Genomic DNA, 17613 nt, shown 5'->3' on the forward strand with positions numbered 1-17613 from the left:
TATCAACCCACAAAAACTAGAAAAGATATTCCGCTCTCTAGAACAGGCCCAGGGTGACCCACTTATCCAGAGGCAAGGTGGCGCCGATGCCCAAATAGAGGGTGACCAGGGTGCCGATCAAAAACACCGTCGTTGCTACGGGGCGGCGCAGCGGATTCTGGAACTTGTTGACGTTTTCGATGAAGGGCACAAACAGAAGGCCGACCGGAATGGCCGACATCAGGGCAATGCCCAGCAGCTTGTTGGGAGCAATGCGCAAAATGTGAAACGCGGGGTAGAGATACCACTCTGGCAGAATTTCCAGCGGCGTGGCAAAAGGATCCGCCGGCTCGCCCACCCCCGCCGGATCCATGACCGCCAGGCCGACAATCACGCCGATGGTGCCTAGGATCACCACCGGGAACATAAAGAGCAAGTCGTTGGGCCAAGCGGGCTCACCGTAGGTCATGTGGCCCATGTTTTTCTTCAGCTTGGCCAAAACTTTGGGGTTGTCCAGGTCAACTTTGCGTGTAATGACCTCAGTTGCTATTACTTGCTTCGAGACAGGCATAGCCGTTCTCCTTGTCTGGGGTAAAAAGGCTTAGCAAGAGGAACTTGGGGATCGAACCGGCCTGGGATCACAAGGGTCCAGAAATGCCCTGGCGGCGGATCATCAGAAAGTGCATAGTCATGAAGACCGCCGTCAGCCAAGGCAACACAAAGGTGTGCAGGCTGTAGAAACGGGTGAGGGTGGCTTGGCCAACGGCCTCGCCGCCCCGGATAAGCTGGACTAGGGCATCACCCACCACCGGAATGGCACTGGGCACGCCGGAGACGATCTTGACCGCCCAGTAGCCCACTTGATCCCAAGGCAGGGAGTAACCCGTAACCCCAAAGGAAACTGTCAGTACTGCCAAGATTACACCGGTTACCCAGGTCAGCTCGCGCGGCTTCTTAAACCCACCGGTTAGGTAAACCCGGAAGGTGTGTAGAATCATCATCAACACCATCATAGAAGCACTCCAGCGGTGGATGGAGCGCAGCAGCCAGCCAAAGTTGACCTGGGTCATGATGTAGTTGACCGATTCAAAAGCCTCGGCCACCGTCGGACGGTAGTAAAACGTCATGGCAAAGCCGGTGGCAAACTGAATGAGGAAGCACACCAGCGTGATGCCGCCGAGGCAGTAGAAGATGTTAACGTGGGGCGGAATAAATTTTCCGGTTGCGTCATCGACGAAAGGCGTGATCTCCAGCCGCTCGTCTAGCCAGTCGTAAACTTTGCTCATGATGCCTGCAATTTTTAGAGTTGGATATCCAGGGGGGGACGGGCCCACTCCACACAGCACTGTAACATAACTCGTTAACACGATCATGAAGTCGGGCTCAGCTTTGACACAGGGATCCCTATCCCAGCAGCCCAAACGCCTGCTGATGTCTCATCTTGTTCACGCTTCTTAGTATTTCTTAACTTCTTCCTTAGTCAAGATCCTCCGATGATTGCGCAGAAGCCGAGATCTGGGGAAAGCAGTTGGAGAGGGTTGGGGATCGGATGGGCGTTACGCCAGGCTGTCCGAGTCTTGTTGTTGGGGTGCCTGCTCTGGGCGGGCCTGAGCCTTGGCGCCTGTCAGGTGCAGGCCAGCCGCTGGGGGGAAGAGCAGCAACTGCTGGCCCAGGCTTGGGCCTATGTGGATCGGGCCTATGTGGATCCGGAGTTCAACGGGCAGAACTGGTGGCAGGTGCGGCAGCGCTTTCTCTCTCGGCCCCTCCAGGATCGGCAAGAGACCTACCGGGCCATTGAGGAGATGCTGGCAACGCTGGGGGATCCCTACACGCGCTTTTTGGATCGGGAGCACTACCTCAGCCTGCAGACTTCTACGGCTGGGGAGCTGAGCGGTGTCGGCCTCCAGATTGCCATCGACGAGCAGGGAGCGGTGCGGGTCATTGCCCCGATGGAGGGGACTCCTGCCGAGCGGGCGGGGATCCAACCTCAGGATGAGATCCTGGCGGTGGATCAGGTGCCAGTAGCAGGCCTGAGCCTGGACGAGGTGGCCGAACGGATGCGGGGTCCCAGTGGCACTCCGGTCAGTCTGCGGCTGAAGCGGCAGGAGCGCATTTGGGAGGTGGAGCTGGTGCGCCAGTCCATCCTGATCAACCCGGTGCGCACCGGTTTTTTCAAGCTGCCCCAGGGGGAGGTAGCCTACATCCGCCTCAGCCAGTTTAACGGCAATGCCGCCGCTCAAGTGCGTCAGGCCATCCAGGCCGCAGAAGCGCGAGGAGTGCAGGGCTACATCCTCGATCTGCGCAACAACCCCGGAGGGCTATTGCAGGCGGCCATTGAGATCGCCCGCTTCTGGATCCCCAAAGGCGACATCGTGCGGGTGACGGATCGCTATGGCATTCAGGACAGCATTCCCGCCACCGGCGAAGTTCTCACAGCAGCCCCCTTGGTTGTCTTAGTAAACCAGGGCAGTGCCAGTGCCAGCGAAGTCTTGGCGGGGGCGTTGCAGGACAGCGGGCGGGCACAACTGGTGGGAACGCGCACCTTCGGCAAGGGGCTGATCCAATCCCTGCTGGAGCTGGCGGACGGCTCCGGGCTGGCCGTGACCACTGCCAAATACCTCACCCCCAACGGCCACGACATTCACCGCCAAGGGATCCAGCCGGATGTGATGGTGGCCGAGGGCCCTCTTCCCCTAACGGCAGAAACCCTGGGCGGCCCTGAGGATGGGCAGTTGCAGCGGGCTTTGGAGGTGTTGGGGTCAACTTTGGCCGTGGCCCAGGGGATCCCAGCGGCAGCCAATACCTGAGGTGAGGAAGGGGGGCAGGGGGGTCTATCATCTCCGGCGGGGATGGGCGGGCCTATTTGTCTGCAATTCGTTTTAGGATTGGGTTGAGCTGTCAGTCGCTCTGGCATGAACGCCCTCCAGCAATTTCACTACTTCTTTAACTGTTGCATTGGCGCCTGGCACACCGAGCGCACCTACCACTACTTGGATCGCGGGGAGGTGGAGCGCTCCCGCACGGAGTTCACCATTCGCACCCTCACCCCTGAGCTTAAGGAGAAGGTGCTGAGGGACAACAACTACCCCAACCACGGCGTCGACGGCTTCTTGGGCTTCCACCTTGCCTTTGAGACTGTCTCTGAAAAGGGAGAGGAGGTGGGGCAAGAGCTGAACATGCTGTTTGTGCCCCGGCGAGAGAGCGCCCGTGGTCTTGAAGGTGACTATCTGCGCGATCGCGCCTATGAAGAGGAGCGGCCCATGGTGGCCGACTTCCGCTTTGATCCGCAATCCCTGCAACTGGTGATGACCACCACCTACACCCGCGTCGTTGCTGTGGATACCATCACCCTGCTCAACCCGCGCCTGCGCCTGCGGCAGATCCTCACCTACCAACGCCCCCCTCACGGTCAGCCCCTAGAGGAGCTGCTGCTGGTGGGGTTTGGGGTGGAGCAAAAGCTCACCTAGGGGGGTTTATCGGTGGAGCCGGAGTTGATCCCTCCCGAAGACTTGCGCCTGCCCCAGCATTTGGCCCGGATTCAGGCCAGCTTTGAGCGGGGACAATACCGCCAGGCTCTGGAACAGGTGAAACAGGCCCAAAGCCGCTACCCGCAAGCGGGCAAGCTGCGGCTCTGGCAGGCCTTGGCCCAGGAGGCCCTTGGAGAGACCCAGGAGGCGATCCGCTTGGTGCAAACCTTGCTGGGCAACCCGGATCCGGAGGTCGCTCAACAGGCCCGCTACGTGTTGGGCATCTGGCAGGCACCTCGTCTGCGGCGACCAGCAGAGTGGTTGCTCGAAATCCCAGATCTCAGCCACCTGGAAGAGGCCAAGCCGGGGGAACGCCGTCTGGTCTATGAGCGCCTCCGCCGTCCAGCTTCCCTGCCGAAAGTCGCTGATCCCAGCCGCAGCGAGGCTGCTCCCCCCTTGAATACCCAACGGCTGACGTGGGTGTTGATCGGGATCCTTTTCGCTCTGCTGGTGGCGATGGCCTGGCTGCCCTAGCCCAGCCCTGGGTTGGTGCAGAGACAGGCCGCCTGACCCAAAAGCAGCAACAGCCGCCCTCGTCGCCCCTGAGTTGAAGAGAGATACTGGGAATAGGGATGGCTGTAACCCTTGGCTGCAGATGCTGGGCGAGCGTCCCAGTCGGATCCCGGGCAACAGTAGGTAACCAGCGGAGGTTGAGAGTGGCTACACAAACATTGGTCATGGATGCGGTAGAGCAGTTGGGCCTGCGGGTCACTCTGGGAGACATTGCCTCCAGCACAGGCCTGGCCCTAGAGGAGGCCAAACAGGAGTTGCTGCAGTTAGCCCAAAAGGCTGGGGGGCATCTCCAGGTTTCGCGGCAGGGGGAGATCGCCTACGTTTTCCCGCCCGACTTTCGCGACATTCTCAAGCGCAAGGAGCAGCAGGATCGGCTGGCGGTTTTGCGACGCAAGCTGTGGGGGGGGTTTCTCTACGGCCTACGCATCTCCTTTGGCATCCTGTTGGTGGTGTCGATTATCCTCATCACCCTGGCGTTGATGGCTCTGCAGATGGCCAGCAGCCGTGAGGAGGACAACCGCAGCCGCTCGCGGGGAGGGGGGGGCTTCTTCTATTTTCCCGACCTCTGGGTGGGCAACCCCTTCTGGAGTCCCTACCCCTACTACGGGGGCTATTCCGGTCGGGCGCAACCCCGCCGGGAAAAATCGGAGATGAACTTTTTGGAGGCGGTGTACAGCTTCCTGTTTGGGGACGGGGATCCCAACGCCAACCTGGAAGAGGAGCGCTATGCCTTGATTGGCCAGCTCATCCGCGCCAACGGGGGGGTGATCGCCGCCGAGCAGGTGCTGCCCTACCTGGACGTGGAGCCGGGATCCCCGGCCCTGGAGTATGAAGACTACATGCTGCCGATTCTGCTCAAGTTCGACGGCCAGCCGGAGGTAAGCGAGGACGGTGATATCGTCTATCGTTTCCCAGAGCTCCAGGTGGCCGCCTCGGAGCGCCGCTCCAAGAAGATCCCGGAGGTGTTGCAAGAAAGACCCTGGGTGTTTAGCCGCGCCACCCCTGAGCAACTGACCCTAGCCGGTGGCTTGGGTGTGCTCAATTTCTTCTTGGCAGCCATTCTCTACGGGGCGCGGGAGGAGGTGGCCGCCGCCGCCGGGAGCAACGCCTTTCTGGCGTTTATCTACCCGCTGATTGGATTCCTCTTCCTCTATGGCACGCTGTTTTTGGCGGTGCCTGGGGTGCGGTGGCTGACGTTGCAATTCCGCAACCAGGGGGTGGAGCGGCGCAACCGCATCCGGCGGTTCTGGCAAGAGCGGCTGAAGCGTCCCTCCGAGGTGCTGCTGCGCAAGCTCGACTTTGCCCGCCGCTTCCGCCGCCAAGAGGTGGTGCAGGAGGCGGACACCATCTACTCCACGGATCGGGATTTAATCGAGCAGCGGGACTACCGGCTGGACGAGCCGGCCTTTCGCCAGCTTTTGCAGCAGGAGCAACCCCTGGCAACTGAGTCGGAAGAGGTGCCCCGGCGTCGTCTCTAGGGAGGGGTTGAAATTAGAAGCGCAGGGGCGGGCCTGCACGAGAGCCTTACGAGAGCCTTATTGAGCAATGTCCAACACCAGCAGCGAGCAAGCCGAGCAACAGGATTGGAGGCAGGAGGGTTTGGTCCGTCTGGGGATCGATGTGGGGGGGACTTTCACCGATCTAGTGCTCCTTCAGGAAGGCCAGATCCGGACGGCCAAGGTGCTCTCCACCCCTAGCCCGGAAGAGGGGGTCTTTGCCGCCTTGGACAAGCTGGGCGCGGTTAAGGTAGACGTGTTCTGCCATGGTATGACGGTGGCCACCAACGCCCTCCTGGAGCGCAAGGGATCCCCTACCCTCTTTTTGACCACGGCGGGTTTCCGGGATGTGCTGGCCATTGGCCGCCAAAACCGCCCCTCCCTCTACGACCTCACCCAGCCCAAGCCGGAGCCGGTGGTGCCCCGCCACCACTGCCTAGAGGTAAAGGAGCGCTGCAGCGCAAGCGGCGTGTTGGAGCCGCTGACGGAGGAGGAGATCCAGCGCGTCATCCGGGAGGTGGGAGAGCGGGTGCACCGGGAGGGGATCCGCGCTGTGGGGGTAGGGTTTTTGTTTTCTTTCCTCTACCCGGAGCACGAGCAGCGCCTGGGGGCGGCTTTGCGCGAGGCCTTGCCCGGCTTGCACGTTTCCCTCTCCTGCGAAGTGACACCGGAGTTTCGCGAATACGAGCGCTTCAGCACCACAGCCATTGATGCCTACCTCAGCCCGGCGCTGGCGGGCTACCTGCACCGCTTGGCCCAAGGTTGTCGGGAGAGAGGGATCCCCGCCCCCCTGATCATGCAATCCTCCGGCGGCGTCACCTCCCTTGCTCAGGCGGCAGCCCACGCCTCGGTGGCATTGCTTTCGGGGCCGGCGGGCGGCGTTTACGGAGCGGCCTATGTGGGCCGTCTGAGCGGCTATTCCCATCTGCTCAGCCTGGACATGGGAGGAACCAGCACCGATGTGGCCCTCATTCAAGACGGCCTCCCTCAGGTTACCCGGTCAGCGGTGGTGTGCGGCCTGCCGGTGCAACAGCCTCAGATTGATATCCATACCGTCAGTGCCGGGGGCGGATCCCTGGCCTACCTGCTACCCGGCGGGGGGCTGCAGGTGGGGCCGGAAAGTGCCGGCTCCAACCCTGGGCCGGCCTGCTACGGGCGGGGAGGAACGGCTCCCACAGTAACCGACGCCAACCTTTGGCTGGGCTACCTGCCGGATGGGGGCTGGCTGGGGGACTCTGTTTGCCTGCGGCGGGACTTGGCTGGCCAGGCTATTGCAACGCTGGCGGAGCCCTTGGGTTTGAGTTTGGAGGAGACAGCTGTTGGCATTCGCACCCTGGCCAATGGGGCCATGGCACGGGCCTTGCGGGTGATTAGCGTGGAGCGGGGCTTGGATCCCGCCGATTTTGCCCTGCTGGCCTTTGGCGGAGCCGGGCCTATGCACGCCTGTGCCCTGGCAGAGGAGCTGGGGATCCGCCGCATCTTGATCCCGGCCTTTGCCGGTGTCCTCTCAGCGCTAGGTATGGCTGTGGCCAACCTACAGCGGGATTACCGGCGGGCCATCCTGCAGCCGCTGCGGCAACTGGAGTCGGCTGCCGAGGGATCCCTTTTGGCCCCATGGGCGGCGCCCCTCATCCGCCAGGCGAAAGCCGACCTGCAGGAGCCGGAGCTGTACTTTAGCTTGGACCTGCGCTACCGCGGCCAGTCCTTTGAGCTGGAGATCCCGGCCCAGTTGTCGGATCCAGTTTCTCTCTTGGAACAGCGGTTTCACCAAGCCCACCAGCAGCGCCACGGCTGGCAGGATCCCAGCCAGGTGGTGGAAGCCATCCAGTTGCGCCTGCGGGCGGTGCAGGCCTTGCCCAGCGTCCCGCTGCAAGCCCCCCCACCCTTGCCAGGGGATCCCTTCAAGGGGGAGCGACAGGCCTGGATGGGCGGCCAAATGCGTTCAGTCCCGGTTTACGATCGGCGGCGCATGGATGTGGGGTTTCCGCTACGCGGGCCAGCGATTGTGGAGATGCCTGAGGCTACCGTAGTCATCGAAGCCGGTTGGACAGGCAGCATCGACGCCGTGGGCACCCTGGTTTTAAGCTGCGAATAGAGGCCCCTTTCTCTCTTTGGCAGGGCGGACGATGGGACTCGAACCCACGAATGGAGGAACCACAATCCTCTGCCTTAACCACTTGGCTACGCCCGCCAGGATCCTGGGGATCTAGCTTAGCATGGGACAAACAGAACGAAGCCTTGAAGCGTCCCAACATGCTGCCCAGAGTCGATCTACTGAAAGGAGCGGAGTATCGAGAAACCTTAGCGCGCATTCTGGATCTGGGGGAGCAAGCCCTCAAAACCTGGCAAGTGGTCTGGAGCGATTTTCTCTCCCCGCCAGAGGTAGCCGAGGTGCAAAGCCGGTTGCACAACTTGGCTGAACTGCAGGTGGTGGCCTGGGGGGGCTATGCCCAGGCGGAGCGGCAACGCCTAGCCCTGGCTCGCTCTGAGGTCAGCTTGAAGGTGGAAGGCGCAGAAGGGATCCCCTTGGCCGCTGTTCAGATACAGGGAAACTTTCTTTTCGACCCGGCCACTCACCGCGATTTTTTGGGAGCCCTGCTGGGAGCTGGCATTGCCCGGGAGAAAGTGGGAGACATCCTTGTTTTAGGTGACACGGGGGCCCAGGCCATCGTTGTGCCGGAATTGGTGGACTATCTCAGCCTCAACCTGACGCAGGTGCGCAGCGTGCCCGTCAAGGTCAGCCCCATCCCTCTCAACCAATTAAAGGTTCAACCGCCGCGGGTGAAGTCCATCACCAGCGTGGAAGCCTCTTTGCGCCTGGATGCAGTGGCCTCGGCGGGATTTGGCCTGTCCCGCAGCAAGATGGTGGAAGAGATCCAGCGGGGAGAGGTGCGGGTTAATTGGAAGCCGATTACCCAAGCCAGCTACACTGTCGGCCCCCAGGATTGGATTGCTATTCGTGGTCGCGGTCGGCTGCAAATTGAAGAGGTAGCCGAGACGAAAAAAGGCCGCTTTCGCATCCAGATGAAGCGGTATCTCTAGGTTTTTGGAGATCTACTGCCTGCCTGAGATCCAGGGCGAGAAATCGCTAGGAAAAAGGGAAGAAGGCCCAAGGATAGAGCAAGTACTCCAAGTAAAACAACTTCCAGATCAGTTGATAATAGGCCACGATCGCGTCGCGGCAACCCAGATCCAGGCGAACACCATAGCCCACAAGGATTCCTAGCCCCAGCCCATGCCCTAACAGCATCCAGGCACCCTGGCCCATGAGAAGAAAATAGCTTCCCAAAGCGATAAACGCTAGGTAACAAGCGGCCAAAATGCCAATGCAAAACTTTGAGATCCGCTCCTGGCCAAAGCGCAACGAAAAGGTGGCAATGGCAAACCGCCGATCCCCCTCCATGTCGGGAATATCTTTGAAAAGGGCGATCACCAGCCCAAAAATAGACATAAACCCTGTCAGAAAAACAATGGGAGCAGAAAGCTCGACTTCCCCCTGCATCAACTGCTGAAAATGGCTGTACAGGCCCAGATTGACGATCAACCCCCGCACACAATAGATACAAGCCGAGGCCGCCAGCGGAAATCGTTTCAACCGCAGGGGGGGCAAGGAATAGGCGGTGCCGATTCCGTTGCTCAAAAGCACCGTCAACAACAGGTACGGGATCCCTGTCAGGGCCAATAGGATGGATGCCACCCCGCAGACGGCGACGATCCCCACCCCCTGTCGCCAACTCAGGGAGCCGGCGGCCAGGGGCAGATGGGGTTTGTTGATGCGGTCGATCTCGATATCCGTGAGCTGGTTGAGGCCGACAATATAGACATTGGCCGCCAGACAAGCCACCCAAGCCACGCCCAACTGGGGAAGGACAGTTAGCAGGGCCGTTGGTTCAACGGCCACGAACCCGGCCAGCAAGTAGAGGCCCAGCAGACTGGCACTGGTGCCGTAGACGGTGTGGGGCCGAGCAAAACGCCAGAGAACCTGCAAATATGGGGTCATTCTAGCCAGCAGCGATACAGCTCATGGCCCGGAGCCCCCTCGTGGAGAGTGGCTAGGGATGGGGGGAGTCTTTAAGGAGGGCAGCCAGGGCCGACCAGCGGGGATCCACCGGCGGCGGCGCAGCCGATTCCACCACAATGCCCGGGCAATCGGGGCGACAGGGCAACTGGTGGGGCATCTCCAAATGCAGGTGTTGGTACATCCAGTCTTCGATATCCAGCTCGCCGTTGGGCGGCAGGCTCTCCAGCAGATCTTCTTCGTCCCGCAATTCCAGCTCTAGAGGCGGCGGTTCAGGACTGGGCTCCCGAATTAGGATGATCTCCTCAACCTGCAGGTGCAGCCGGTGGTTGAACTGCTGCAGGCAGCGGTGACAGGTGAGGGTGACGATGGTGCGGGCCTCGGCGCTCACCTCCAGGAAATGCCCCCGGTGGCTGGCCTGCAGGGATCCCTCCACAGGGGTCAAGCTCTCAAAACCTGAAAAAAACTGCCTAAACTGTACCTCTTGGGTTTGACCGGGCATCTGCCGCAGGTCGGATAGACGAATTGGCCTCAGCATGACATCCCCCTCTATACGTTCTGGGTAGCAGGGATCCCTAGAATCGCCCCTATCGGCAAGAGAGCCCCCAGGTCAGGGTCGAGAAGAGGCCCGCCGGATCACCAGACGACGGTCAGGCTCTTTGCCACGGCTGAAGGTTTCCAGATCGGCGTAGGCAGGGTCTTTCAGGAGCGTGTGGATCTGCCGCCGCTCGGCAGCAGAAAGATCGGGAAACTCGTATTCCCGACCACTGGTTCTCACCTTTTGCACCGCGACAGCAACCAAGGCTTTGAGCTCCTGCAAACGGCGCTGACGATAGCCATCCAGATCCAGGATATAGGGCTGCTGTTGGTCTTCTGGCTGGTTGAGGTTGAGAAGGGTGTTGGCCAGATACTGCAACGCATCCAAAACCACCGGGGAGCGCTCTTCCTCAGGGCCAGCTTCTTTGGACGACGGCAAGGGCAATGCAGGCGCTTTTGAGAGCAGCATTTGCTTCTGGGCCGGAGTTAGAGAATCGGCCTCAATTTCGATTATCTCCCCCACCACCCGCACCACTGCCGGGATTCCCATCGCCGCCAGCACCTGCTGCAACCACTGCCTGGCCCGTTCTCGATGTTCGGCAGGAGAAAGCTCGCCCTGGGAAGGCGCAACGGTTCCCTCAGACTTCTGATGCGATTTTTTGGCGGCGGATCCCTTCAAAGATCCCGTAGAGGACTCAGGGGGGCTCATCCTGGGCAGCTTCCAATTCTGAAGAGGTATCAAGCACTCGACCGTAAGCTCACCCCACGCCAAGCAGCAAGGACTGCCTAGGGCTCAAAGGGCAGGGATTCGCGCCCTCCCCCGGCTGCCTTTGGCTTGGCCGGTCGGTCAACCTCCTTGGCTTCCACCGTGATCACCTGGGCAGCGCGGCGGCGCTCCTCTTCCACCAACCGCTGCAAGTTCTCCGGCAACGGCTCCCGCGAGAGCAAGAAGGTTTGCACAGTTTGGAAGATGTTGGAGACAAGGATATAGAGCAAAACTCCAGCCGGCAAGGGGAAGAACAGGAACATTGCTGAGAACAGCACAGGGGTGATGCGAGCCATCGAGCTCTGGCTGGGATCCTCTTGGCCTGTCTCCTGGCCAGCGTTGGTCAGGGATTGGTTCAGGTAAATCGAGACGCCGAAAAGGACAATCATGCCGATGATGTCCCAGTGGATGGTGCCATCCGGGTCAAAGGCGCCGACACGGCCTAACTTGTCGATAAACAGAAAGCCCGTGTCAGAGGCTAGGCCGGGGATCGCAACCTCCACAGTCACTTCCCCTGGCTGCAGGGCCAGCAAGGTGCCATCCGGCTGGATCTGGGCCCGCTCTTCTCCTTTGGTGATCTTCCAGGTGGGCTGCAACAGGCTGGGATCCCCGCCCGCTTCTGCCACCAACTGCTCAAAGGGCTTGCCCCCCGGCCCCTGCAGCAGAAACTGCACCTGCTCCCCTACGGCAATCTTGGTGCCTTTGGGCTCCACCAGCACCACTGGCTTGTGTACCGAGTCGGCGACGAAGATGTTCTTACTGGGGCTGACGTAGGGGGTGGGCACCACCTCTGCCGCCACCTCTGCTGGCAAGATCTGCAGGTTGACGTCGTAGGTAACCGCTGCAAAGGGGGATCCCCGCAGCGTGGCAAAGAGAGCAAAGAGCACCGGCATTTGAATCAAAAGCGGCAGACAACCCGACAGCGGGTTGACTCCCAGCTCGCTGTACAGTTTGGCCTGGGCGTCGCGCAGCTTTTGTGGGTCATCCCGGTACTTCTCCTGGATTTCTTGCATCCGCCGCCGCATCAAAGGGTTAATCACCTTCATGCGCCGCATGTTGCGGATAGATCCGACGTTGAGCGGGTAGAGGGCAAAGCGGATCACCAACGTCAGGAAGATGATGGCCAGTCCATAGCTGGGCACGATCCCGTAGAAAAAATCCAGGATCGGCAGCATGACGTTGTTGGAAAGAAATCCGACTCCGAAGTCCATGGGGGGTGCTGGCGAACGTCCGTAACCCATTGTAATGGTTTCCGACCGGCTGACGAGGGCGTTTTCAGGGTTTAACCGCCCCAATCGGCAAGGGGGATCAGCCCAGCAATTTCCCTGCCTCTCCGAGGGAGAGGGGCAGAGCGCGGCGGCGTATCAGCGAAAAAGGAGGAGCTGCTTTGCCCCTCCTTCATCGTTCTGGTTAAACTTGGAGCTCTGGCAGCTCCCTTGTGCTGGGAGCAAGAGACGCTCTGAATGAGGATCCCTTTCCCCTGCTGATGGAACTACTTGACCTTGACCGTAGCGCCAGCTTCCTCCAGCTTCTTCTTGATCTCGTTGGCTTCCTCTTTGGGGATCCCTTCCTTGACCGGTTTGGGAGCGGCCTCCACAAGATCTTTGGCATCTTTCAGGCCCAAGCCGGTCAACTCGCGCACCACCTTGAGGACGGCGATCTTCTTATCCGCAGGGACAGCCTCGAGAATGACATCAAAGGCCGTTTGCTCTTCCACCGGTTCAGCCGCCGCTGCTGGCGCCGGTGCCGCTGCCGCTGCCACGGGAGCAGCCATAACCATGCCACCTGCTGGGGCAGCCGCACTGACACCAAAGGCTTCTTCGATGGCTTTCACCAACTCGGAAGCCTCCAACAAGCTCAATGCTTTCAACTCTTCCAGGATCTTTTGAACACGCTCCGAAGCCATAGTCTTGTCTCCTCAGGGTAACGAAGTGGATAGGTGGAATTGGGTTGATGAACCCAACACAGGTCGATCCCGTCAGGCCGCCTCCTTGTCGGCAATAGCCCGGATGGCCCTTGCCAGGGAGGCCGGGATCTCATAGATACCGCGAGCCACTTGCGTGGGCACTGCATTGAGCCCCACTGCCAGTCGGGTGGCCACCAACTTGAGGCTGCCCGCCACTTGGGCCATGAGCACCTCCTTGGGCGGCAGCTCGGCGATGGCCTTGGCCTGATCCAAGGTCAGGGATAGCCCCTCGGCAGCGGCGCCGCGGAATTCGGTCTTCTTGGTTTGCTTGGCGAAATCTTGATACGCCTTCAGGGCCGCTGGAATATCACCCCGGATCATGATAAAGGCCGTCGGCCCTGACAGGAAGGGAAGAATCCCTGCCCAAGCCTTTTGGTCGGCGACAGCCCGCCGCATCAAGGTATTTTTAACCACCATGCAGACAGCATCCGCCTTGCGCAGCTCCGCCCGCAGTTGGTTCATCTCGGAAACGGTCAGCCCCTTGTAGTCGATGACCAGCACCATTTGGCTGGCTTGCAACAGGGATCGAACTTCATCGACCACCTCCGCTTTTTTCGCTACAGGTTGCTTGCCCATGCGCTCACCTCCTTTGTTGTCACTGGCTTACTGAGGGCCGAACAGGTGTTGCCGTCGGAAGGGGGTATCTAGAGCCGCCAAATAGAATGCGTCCCAGCCAGAGCCGAGACGCATTGAGGCAGGCATAACCCAGCAATCCACAACGGGATCCCTTTGCACTCCACTCAAACCTCGGCAGGACATTAAGCCCCTAGGCACCTGCTGTCTTCGGCTTGCTATTCAACTGTGGGAAGCTCTTCTCTGCCCAGATCCTCCAGAAAAAATAGTCAATTCAAACGGCAAACAACTGCCTTTTTCCCTTTGCAGCGCCGAAGCAGCCTTAAGCAACCAACTTCAGCTCTCGCAGGGCATTGATGTCAACCTCAATCGAGGGGCCCATTGTAGCACAAACATGTAGGGCTCGCCAATACTTGCCCTTGGCTCCAGGGGGACGGTTGCGGTCAACAGACTCTTGCACGGCTTTCAAGTTTTCCAGCAGTGCTTCGACAGGGAACTTGCACTTGCCGAAAATCAAATGCACAATGCCGGTTTTGTCCGCCCGGTACTCCAGCTTGCCGGCTTTGAACTCCTTGATGGCTTGGGCCAAATCCATGGTGACCGTCCCACCCTTGGGAGAGGGCATGAGGCCACGCGGCCCCAATAGGCGCCCCAGCTTAGCAACCTGGGGCATCACATCGGGGGTGGCAATCAGCAGGTCGAAATCGATCATGCCCTTGCCGATCTCCTCGATTAGGTCTTCAAAGCCCACCCGGTCGGCTCCTGCGTTCTGGGCTTCCGTAACCTTCTCGCCACGGGCAATCACCGCCACCCGAATCTCCTGCCCGGTGCCGCGGGGCAAGACGACGGTGGTGCGCAACTGCTGGTCGGCATACTTGGGATCGATCCCCAGGCGGATGTGAACCTCTGCCGCCTCGTCAAATTTGGCAGTGGCCGTCTCCTTCATCAGGGCCAGGGCTTCTGCGGGGGGATAGGCAATGGGCTTGACCTTCTCCCGCAAAGCCTGCATACGTTTGGACAGTTTTCGAGCCATCGTTTCTCCTCGGGGTGCTGGCGAGAACCTCTCTCCCCCAAAACTTCAAGACAACAATCAGACTAAAGATCCTTCATCAATCGACGATTGTCACCCCCATGCTGCGGGCAGTGCCGGCGATGATTTTCATAGCCGCCTCCACATCACGGGCATTCAAATCGGGCAACTTCTGCTCGGCAATCTGACGCAGTTGCGCTCGCGTCAGGGATCCCACCTTGACTTTGTGGGGCTCACTGGATCCCGACTCAATGCCGAGGGCTTTTTTGATCAACACCGAAGCCGGCGGCGTCTTGAGGACGAAGGTGAAGCTGCGATCCTCGTAAATCGAGATCTCGACCGGCACCACCATCCCGGCTTGATCCGCCGTTTTGGCGTTATATTCCTTGCAGAAGGCCATGATGTTAACCCCGTGCTGGCCCAGCGCCGGGCCGATGGGGGGGGCGGGGGTGGCTTTGCCCGCCTGGATGGCCAGCTTGACCACTGCCACCAGTTTCTTAGCCATGAAACGCCGTTACACCTCTTTTCGCACTTGACCAAACTCTAATTCTACCGGAGTATCGCGCCCGAAAATCGAGATCAAGGCCTTGAGCTTGCCCCGCTCTGGGCTGACATCCACCACTTCGCCGTAAAATCCTTGGAAGGGGCCGGAGAGCACCTCGATGCGATCCCCAGGTGCCATGTCGATCTTGAGGGGCACTTCCTCCACCTCAACGCTGCTGAAGATGCGCTGGACTTCGCTTGGGCTGAGGGGCCGTGGCGTCACATGGCCCCGACCACGACCGTAGGCCCGCTTTTCTTCCGTGCCAACGAAGTTGATCACGTTGGGGGTAGTTTTCACCACCATCCAGGTGTCGTCGTTGAGATCCATGCGCACCAGCACATAGCCGGGAAAAATCTTTTCCTCTTGTTCCTGGCGCTTGCCGGATCGATCTAGCTTGAAGCCCGTCCGCTTCGGGATCACCACCTCGACAATCTGATCTGCCACATCCAGAGCCGCCGCCCGTTGCATCAGGGTGCTTTTGACTTTGTTTTCGCAGCCTGAGGCCACCTGCACAGCGTACCAGCGCAGGTTGCGACGACCTTGACTTTCGCCTTCTTCCCCTTCTGGCGCCGTGTCTACAGGCTCTAGGGGCTCAGGGTGGCCCCCACGGCGTTTCCACCGCTGCTCTGGCTTTGGGCTCATCACCTCACCTCCTCTCTGTGTCTGTCTGTATGCATGGGCCTCCCCTCCCCAAAAATGAATAGGGATCCCTGGCAGGGGCCATCTGAGAAAGAACCTCACGAGAACAGTTGAGTGGCCAGCCAGCCAAACAGTTGATCGACCAGGTAGATGAACGAGGCGAAGGCCAACACAATCAGTAAGACGCCCACCGATTCGCTAATCAGTTGCTGGCGGCTCGGCCAAACAATTTTGGCCAATTCCGCGCGGGTCTCCTGGAGGAAGCCGAGAATCCCCTTGGACTCAGGGGAGTTGTCCCTGGAGTGGCCCCGGCTGGCGGGATCCAAACGTTGTTCCGTATCGGCCTTGCTGGAAGAGGTGCTTTTAACCACGGCGGTATCTCCTGCTGGATCCCGAAAACGGTGCGCCACCTTTTGGCGCACTCAAGATCGGCTTAGCGATCTTAACAGATCTGTTGGGGGTGGGATCCCTCTCAAGGGGTGGGAGTGGGCTCAGGCGTCAGCGCCCTCGGGGAGAGCACCAAAGGGCGGCGGGATTGGTTGAATTGCTCTACCGCTGCGTCGATCTCTGCCCGGCTGTCCCAACGCGAGGCGGCATTTTGCCGGGAGAGAAACTCGGCGGCCCGCAGGAGGTCGTTCATGTCAATGCTGGTGCCGTCGAACAACTGGACGTTGCGGTCGCGGCGGATGGCCTCGTTGACATCTCCCCTTTGGGCCAAGGCAACCTCGACGCTGGCCAGGATCCCCAGCACCAGGGCCGCAGGGATCCCGCACCGGGGGTTGAGGGGGGAGCGGAGACGGTTTACAAACATTGATCCTGTTCCTCTACATCGGTGTGCTGCTCGGCCAGCCCCTCTGCCAGCAACTGTTGTTCTTCGGGCGTGAGGGGGCGTTTGGCCAACAGGTCTGGCCGCCTTTGCCAGGTGCGAACCAACTGCTGTTGCAGACGCCAACGGGCAATGGCTCGGTGGTCGCCTGAGAGAAGCACCGGCGGCACCTTGTGCCCTTGGAACTCCGGTGGACGGGTGTACTGGGGATACTCCAGCAGCCCCGTCTCGAAACTTTCGCTCCTCAGAGAGTCCATTTTACCAACTGTGCCCGGCAAGAGCCGCACCACGCCGTTGATCAAGGCCAGCGCCGGGATCTCCCCCCCCGTCAAGACAAAATCGCCCAGCGACACCTCGCGGGTGGCCAGATATTGGCGGATCCGCTCGTCAAAGCCCTCGTACTGGCCACAGAGCAGGATGAGCTGCGCCTTTTGGGCCAGCTCCCGCAGCAGCGCCTGGTTCAGCGGTTGCCCCTGCGGCGTGAGCAAGATGATCTCGTAGGGATCCAGGCGGGGCAAGGAGGCAACGGCAGCAAAAAAGGGCTCTGGCTTGAGCACCATGCCCACCCCACCCCCGTAGGGCTCATCATCGACCCGGCGGTGCTTGTCGGTGGCAAAGTCCCGCGGGTTGGTGCAGTGAACCTCAGCAATCCCCTGCTCCAGGGCTTTGCCCACCAGACCGATGCGCAGCGGCGTTGCAAAAAATTCTGGGAAGAGGGTGATGACGTCGAACCGCACAAGACTTAGGACGAGGCAGAGGGAGGCTCGGTGCGCAACCGCTCCAGATCCAGGCGCAAAGACTCGATCTGGTGGATCAGCTCCATCAGCTCGGCCATCTCTTCTTTGGAGATAGGGGCAGGGGGAGCCGTGGTCGGGGGGGCGCTTTCAGCAGGGGCGGGCCTCTCGCTCTCTGGGGCGGGGGCGTTGGCGGCTGGATCCCTGAGACTTTCAACGTAGCGAACGGCTTCCTGTTCGATCAGCTCCCCCTTTTGCTCCAGTTCTGCTGCCAGTTGTGCCAGATCCATCGAGAGGCGGTTGAGGTTTTCGGCCCGCTTTTCCGGGTCTTGGAGGATCTCCACCAGGGCAGTGGCCGCGCCGTAGAAAAGGTGGCGAGCCCGCGTGAACCAGTCAGAAGAGCGAGAACTCATGGCAGCAGAAACAGGTGGGTTCTGAATTATTCTAGGCGATCCGCCCACCGGA

The 17613-nt window shown here is 60.3% G+C and carries 21 protein-coding genes, 1 tRNA gene and 1 other annotated feature; of the genes, 6 read left to right on the forward strand and 16 right to left on the reverse strand.

Annotation, left to right across the window (positions count from 1 at the left end):
• Positions 1-37: 37 nt before the first annotated feature.
• Both petD and petB read right to left on the reverse strand, forming a co-directional pair.
• Entirely contained in the window at positions 38-550 is a 513-nt protein-coding gene (petD, locus tag NW852_RS02320) for a cytochrome b6-f complex subunit IV (protein WP_414365321.1), read from the reverse strand.
• Between the two features lie 67 nt (positions 551-617).
• Positions 618-1265: a cytochrome b6 gene (gene petB / locus NW852_RS02325; protein ID WP_011430625.1), complete on the reverse strand. Its 648-nt coding sequence runs from the start codon at positions 1263-1265 to the stop codon at positions 618-620.
• Between the two features lie 207 nt (positions 1266-1472).
• On the opposite strand from petB, the gene NW852_RS02330 reads away from it, so the two are divergent.
• The 5 genes from NW852_RS02330 to NW852_RS02350 all read left to right on the forward strand — a co-directional run bounded on the left by NW852_RS02330 (position 1473) and on the right by NW852_RS02350 (position 7610).
• Positions 1473-2786, forward strand: a complete 1314-nt coding sequence (locus tag NW852_RS02330; RefSeq protein WP_414365324.1) for a S41 family peptidase — start codon at positions 1473-1475, stop codon at positions 2784-2786.
• A 105-nt stretch (positions 2787-2891) separates the two neighbouring features.
• Complete coding sequence (locus tag NW852_RS02335) at positions 2892-3446, forward strand: phycobiliprotein lyase (RefSeq protein WP_414365326.1); 555 nt, start codon at positions 2892-2894, stop codon at positions 3444-3446.
• Positions 3447-3458: 12 nt separating this feature from the next.
• The gene (locus NW852_RS02340; RefSeq protein WP_414426428.1) at positions 3459-3980 is read left to right on the forward strand and encodes a hypothetical protein; all 522 of its coding nucleotides are present in this window, start codon (positions 3459-3461) and stop codon (positions 3978-3980) included.
• A gap of 182 nt (positions 3981-4162) precedes the next feature.
• The gene (locus tag NW852_RS02345; RefSeq protein ID WP_414372171.1) at positions 4163-5497 is read left to right on the forward strand and encodes a hypothetical protein; all 1335 of its coding nucleotides are present in this window, start codon (positions 4163-4165) and stop codon (positions 5495-5497) included.
• 67 nt (positions 5498-5564) lie between these two features.
• Positions 5565-7610: a hydantoinase/oxoprolinase family protein gene (locus NW852_RS02350; RefSeq protein ID WP_414372173.1), complete on the forward strand. Its 2046-nt coding sequence runs from the start codon at positions 5565-5567 to the stop codon at positions 7608-7610.
• Between the two features lie 23 nt (positions 7611-7633).
• On the opposite strand, the gene NW852_RS02355 is transcribed toward NW852_RS02350, so the two are convergent.
• Positions 7634-7706, reverse strand: a tRNA-His gene (locus NW852_RS02355).
• Positions 7707-7768: 62 nt separating this feature from the next.
• Here NW852_RS02355 and NW852_RS02360 point away from each other — a divergent pair.
• Complete coding sequence (locus tag NW852_RS02360; RefSeq protein WP_414372176.1) at positions 7769-8557, forward strand: photosystem II S4 domain protein; 789 nt, start codon at positions 7769-7771, stop codon at positions 8555-8557.
• A 46-nt stretch (positions 8558-8603) separates the two neighbouring features.
• Here NW852_RS02360 and NW852_RS02365 read toward each other — a convergent pair whose 3' ends face one another.
• The 13 genes from NW852_RS02365 to NW852_RS02425 all read right to left on the reverse strand — a co-directional run.
• Positions 8604-9515 carry a homogentisate phytyltransferase gene (locus tag NW852_RS02365; protein WP_414372178.1) on the reverse strand — a complete coding sequence of 304 codons (912 nt, stop codon included), beginning with the start codon at positions 9513-9515 and terminating at the stop codon, positions 8604-8606.
• Positions 9516-9567: 52 nt separating this feature from the next.
• Positions 9568-10071: a YceD family protein gene (locus NW852_RS02370; protein WP_414365337.1), complete on the reverse strand. Its 504-nt coding sequence runs from the start codon at positions 10069-10071 to the stop codon at positions 9568-9570.
• A gap of 72 nt (positions 10072-10143) precedes the next feature.
• Positions 10144-10779, reverse strand: coding sequence for a protein jag (locus NW852_RS02375; protein WP_414372180.1), 636 nt, complete (start codon positions 10777-10779; stop codon positions 10144-10146).
• 77 nt (positions 10780-10856) lie between these two features.
• Positions 10857-12047, reverse strand: a complete 1191-nt coding sequence (gene yidC, locus NW852_RS02380; protein WP_414365341.1) for a membrane protein insertase YidC — start codon at positions 12045-12047, stop codon at positions 10857-10859.
• A gap of 281 nt (positions 12048-12328) precedes the next feature.
• Complete coding sequence (gene rplL / locus NW852_RS02385) at positions 12329-12742, reverse strand: 50S ribosomal protein L7/L12 (RefSeq protein ID WP_414365343.1); 414 nt, start codon at positions 12740-12742, stop codon at positions 12329-12331.
• Positions 12743-12814: 72 nt separating this feature from the next.
• A complete protein-coding gene (rplJ, locus tag NW852_RS02390; protein WP_414426429.1) occupies positions 12815-13378 on the reverse strand; it encodes a 50S ribosomal protein L10 in 564 nt (187 codons plus the stop codon).
• A 73-nt stretch (positions 13379-13451) separates the two neighbouring features.
• Positions 13452-13607, reverse strand: a sequence feature (ribosomal protein L10 leader region).
• Positions 13608-13697: 90 nt separating this feature from the next.
• The gene (rplA, locus tag NW852_RS02395) at positions 13698-14408 is read right to left on the reverse strand and encodes a 50S ribosomal protein L1 (protein ID WP_414365347.1); all 711 of its coding nucleotides are present in this window, start codon (positions 14406-14408) and stop codon (positions 13698-13700) included.
• 76 nt (positions 14409-14484) lie between these two features.
• Positions 14485-14910: a 50S ribosomal protein L11 gene (rplK, locus tag NW852_RS02400; RefSeq protein WP_011430609.1), complete on the reverse strand. Its 426-nt coding sequence runs from the start codon at positions 14908-14910 to the stop codon at positions 14485-14487.
• 9 nt (positions 14911-14919) lie between these two features.
• A complete protein-coding gene (nusG, locus tag NW852_RS02405) occupies positions 14920-15591 on the reverse strand; it encodes a transcription termination/antitermination protein NusG (RefSeq protein ID WP_414365349.1) in 672 nt (223 codons plus the stop codon).
• Positions 15592-15686: 95 nt separating this feature from the next.
• Positions 15687-15914, reverse strand: a complete 228-nt coding sequence (gene secE, locus NW852_RS02410) for a preprotein translocase subunit SecE (RefSeq protein ID WP_414365355.1) — start codon at positions 15912-15914, stop codon at positions 15687-15689.
• A gap of 146 nt (positions 15915-16060) precedes the next feature.
• A complete protein-coding gene (locus NW852_RS02415; RefSeq protein WP_414372185.1) occupies positions 16061-16399 on the reverse strand; it encodes a hypothetical protein in 339 nt (112 codons plus the stop codon).
• Positions 16390-17151: a tRNA (guanosine(37)-N1)-methyltransferase TrmD gene (gene trmD, locus NW852_RS02420; RefSeq protein ID WP_414426430.1), complete on the reverse strand. Its 762-nt coding sequence runs from the start codon at positions 17149-17151 to the stop codon at positions 16390-16392. Before trmD ends, NW852_RS02415 begins: the two co-directional genes overlap by 10 nt.
• Before the next feature lie 5 nt (positions 17152-17156).
• Positions 17157-17613, reverse strand: a 457-nt coding sequence (locus tag NW852_RS02425; protein ID WP_414426431.1) for a hypothetical protein, incomplete at its 5' end; no start/stop codon positions are given.

The organism is Synechococcus sp. H60.1, assembly GCF_047462335.1.
Classification (GTDB): Bacteria; Cyanobacteriota; Cyanobacteriia; order Thermostichales; family Thermostichaceae; genus Thermostichus.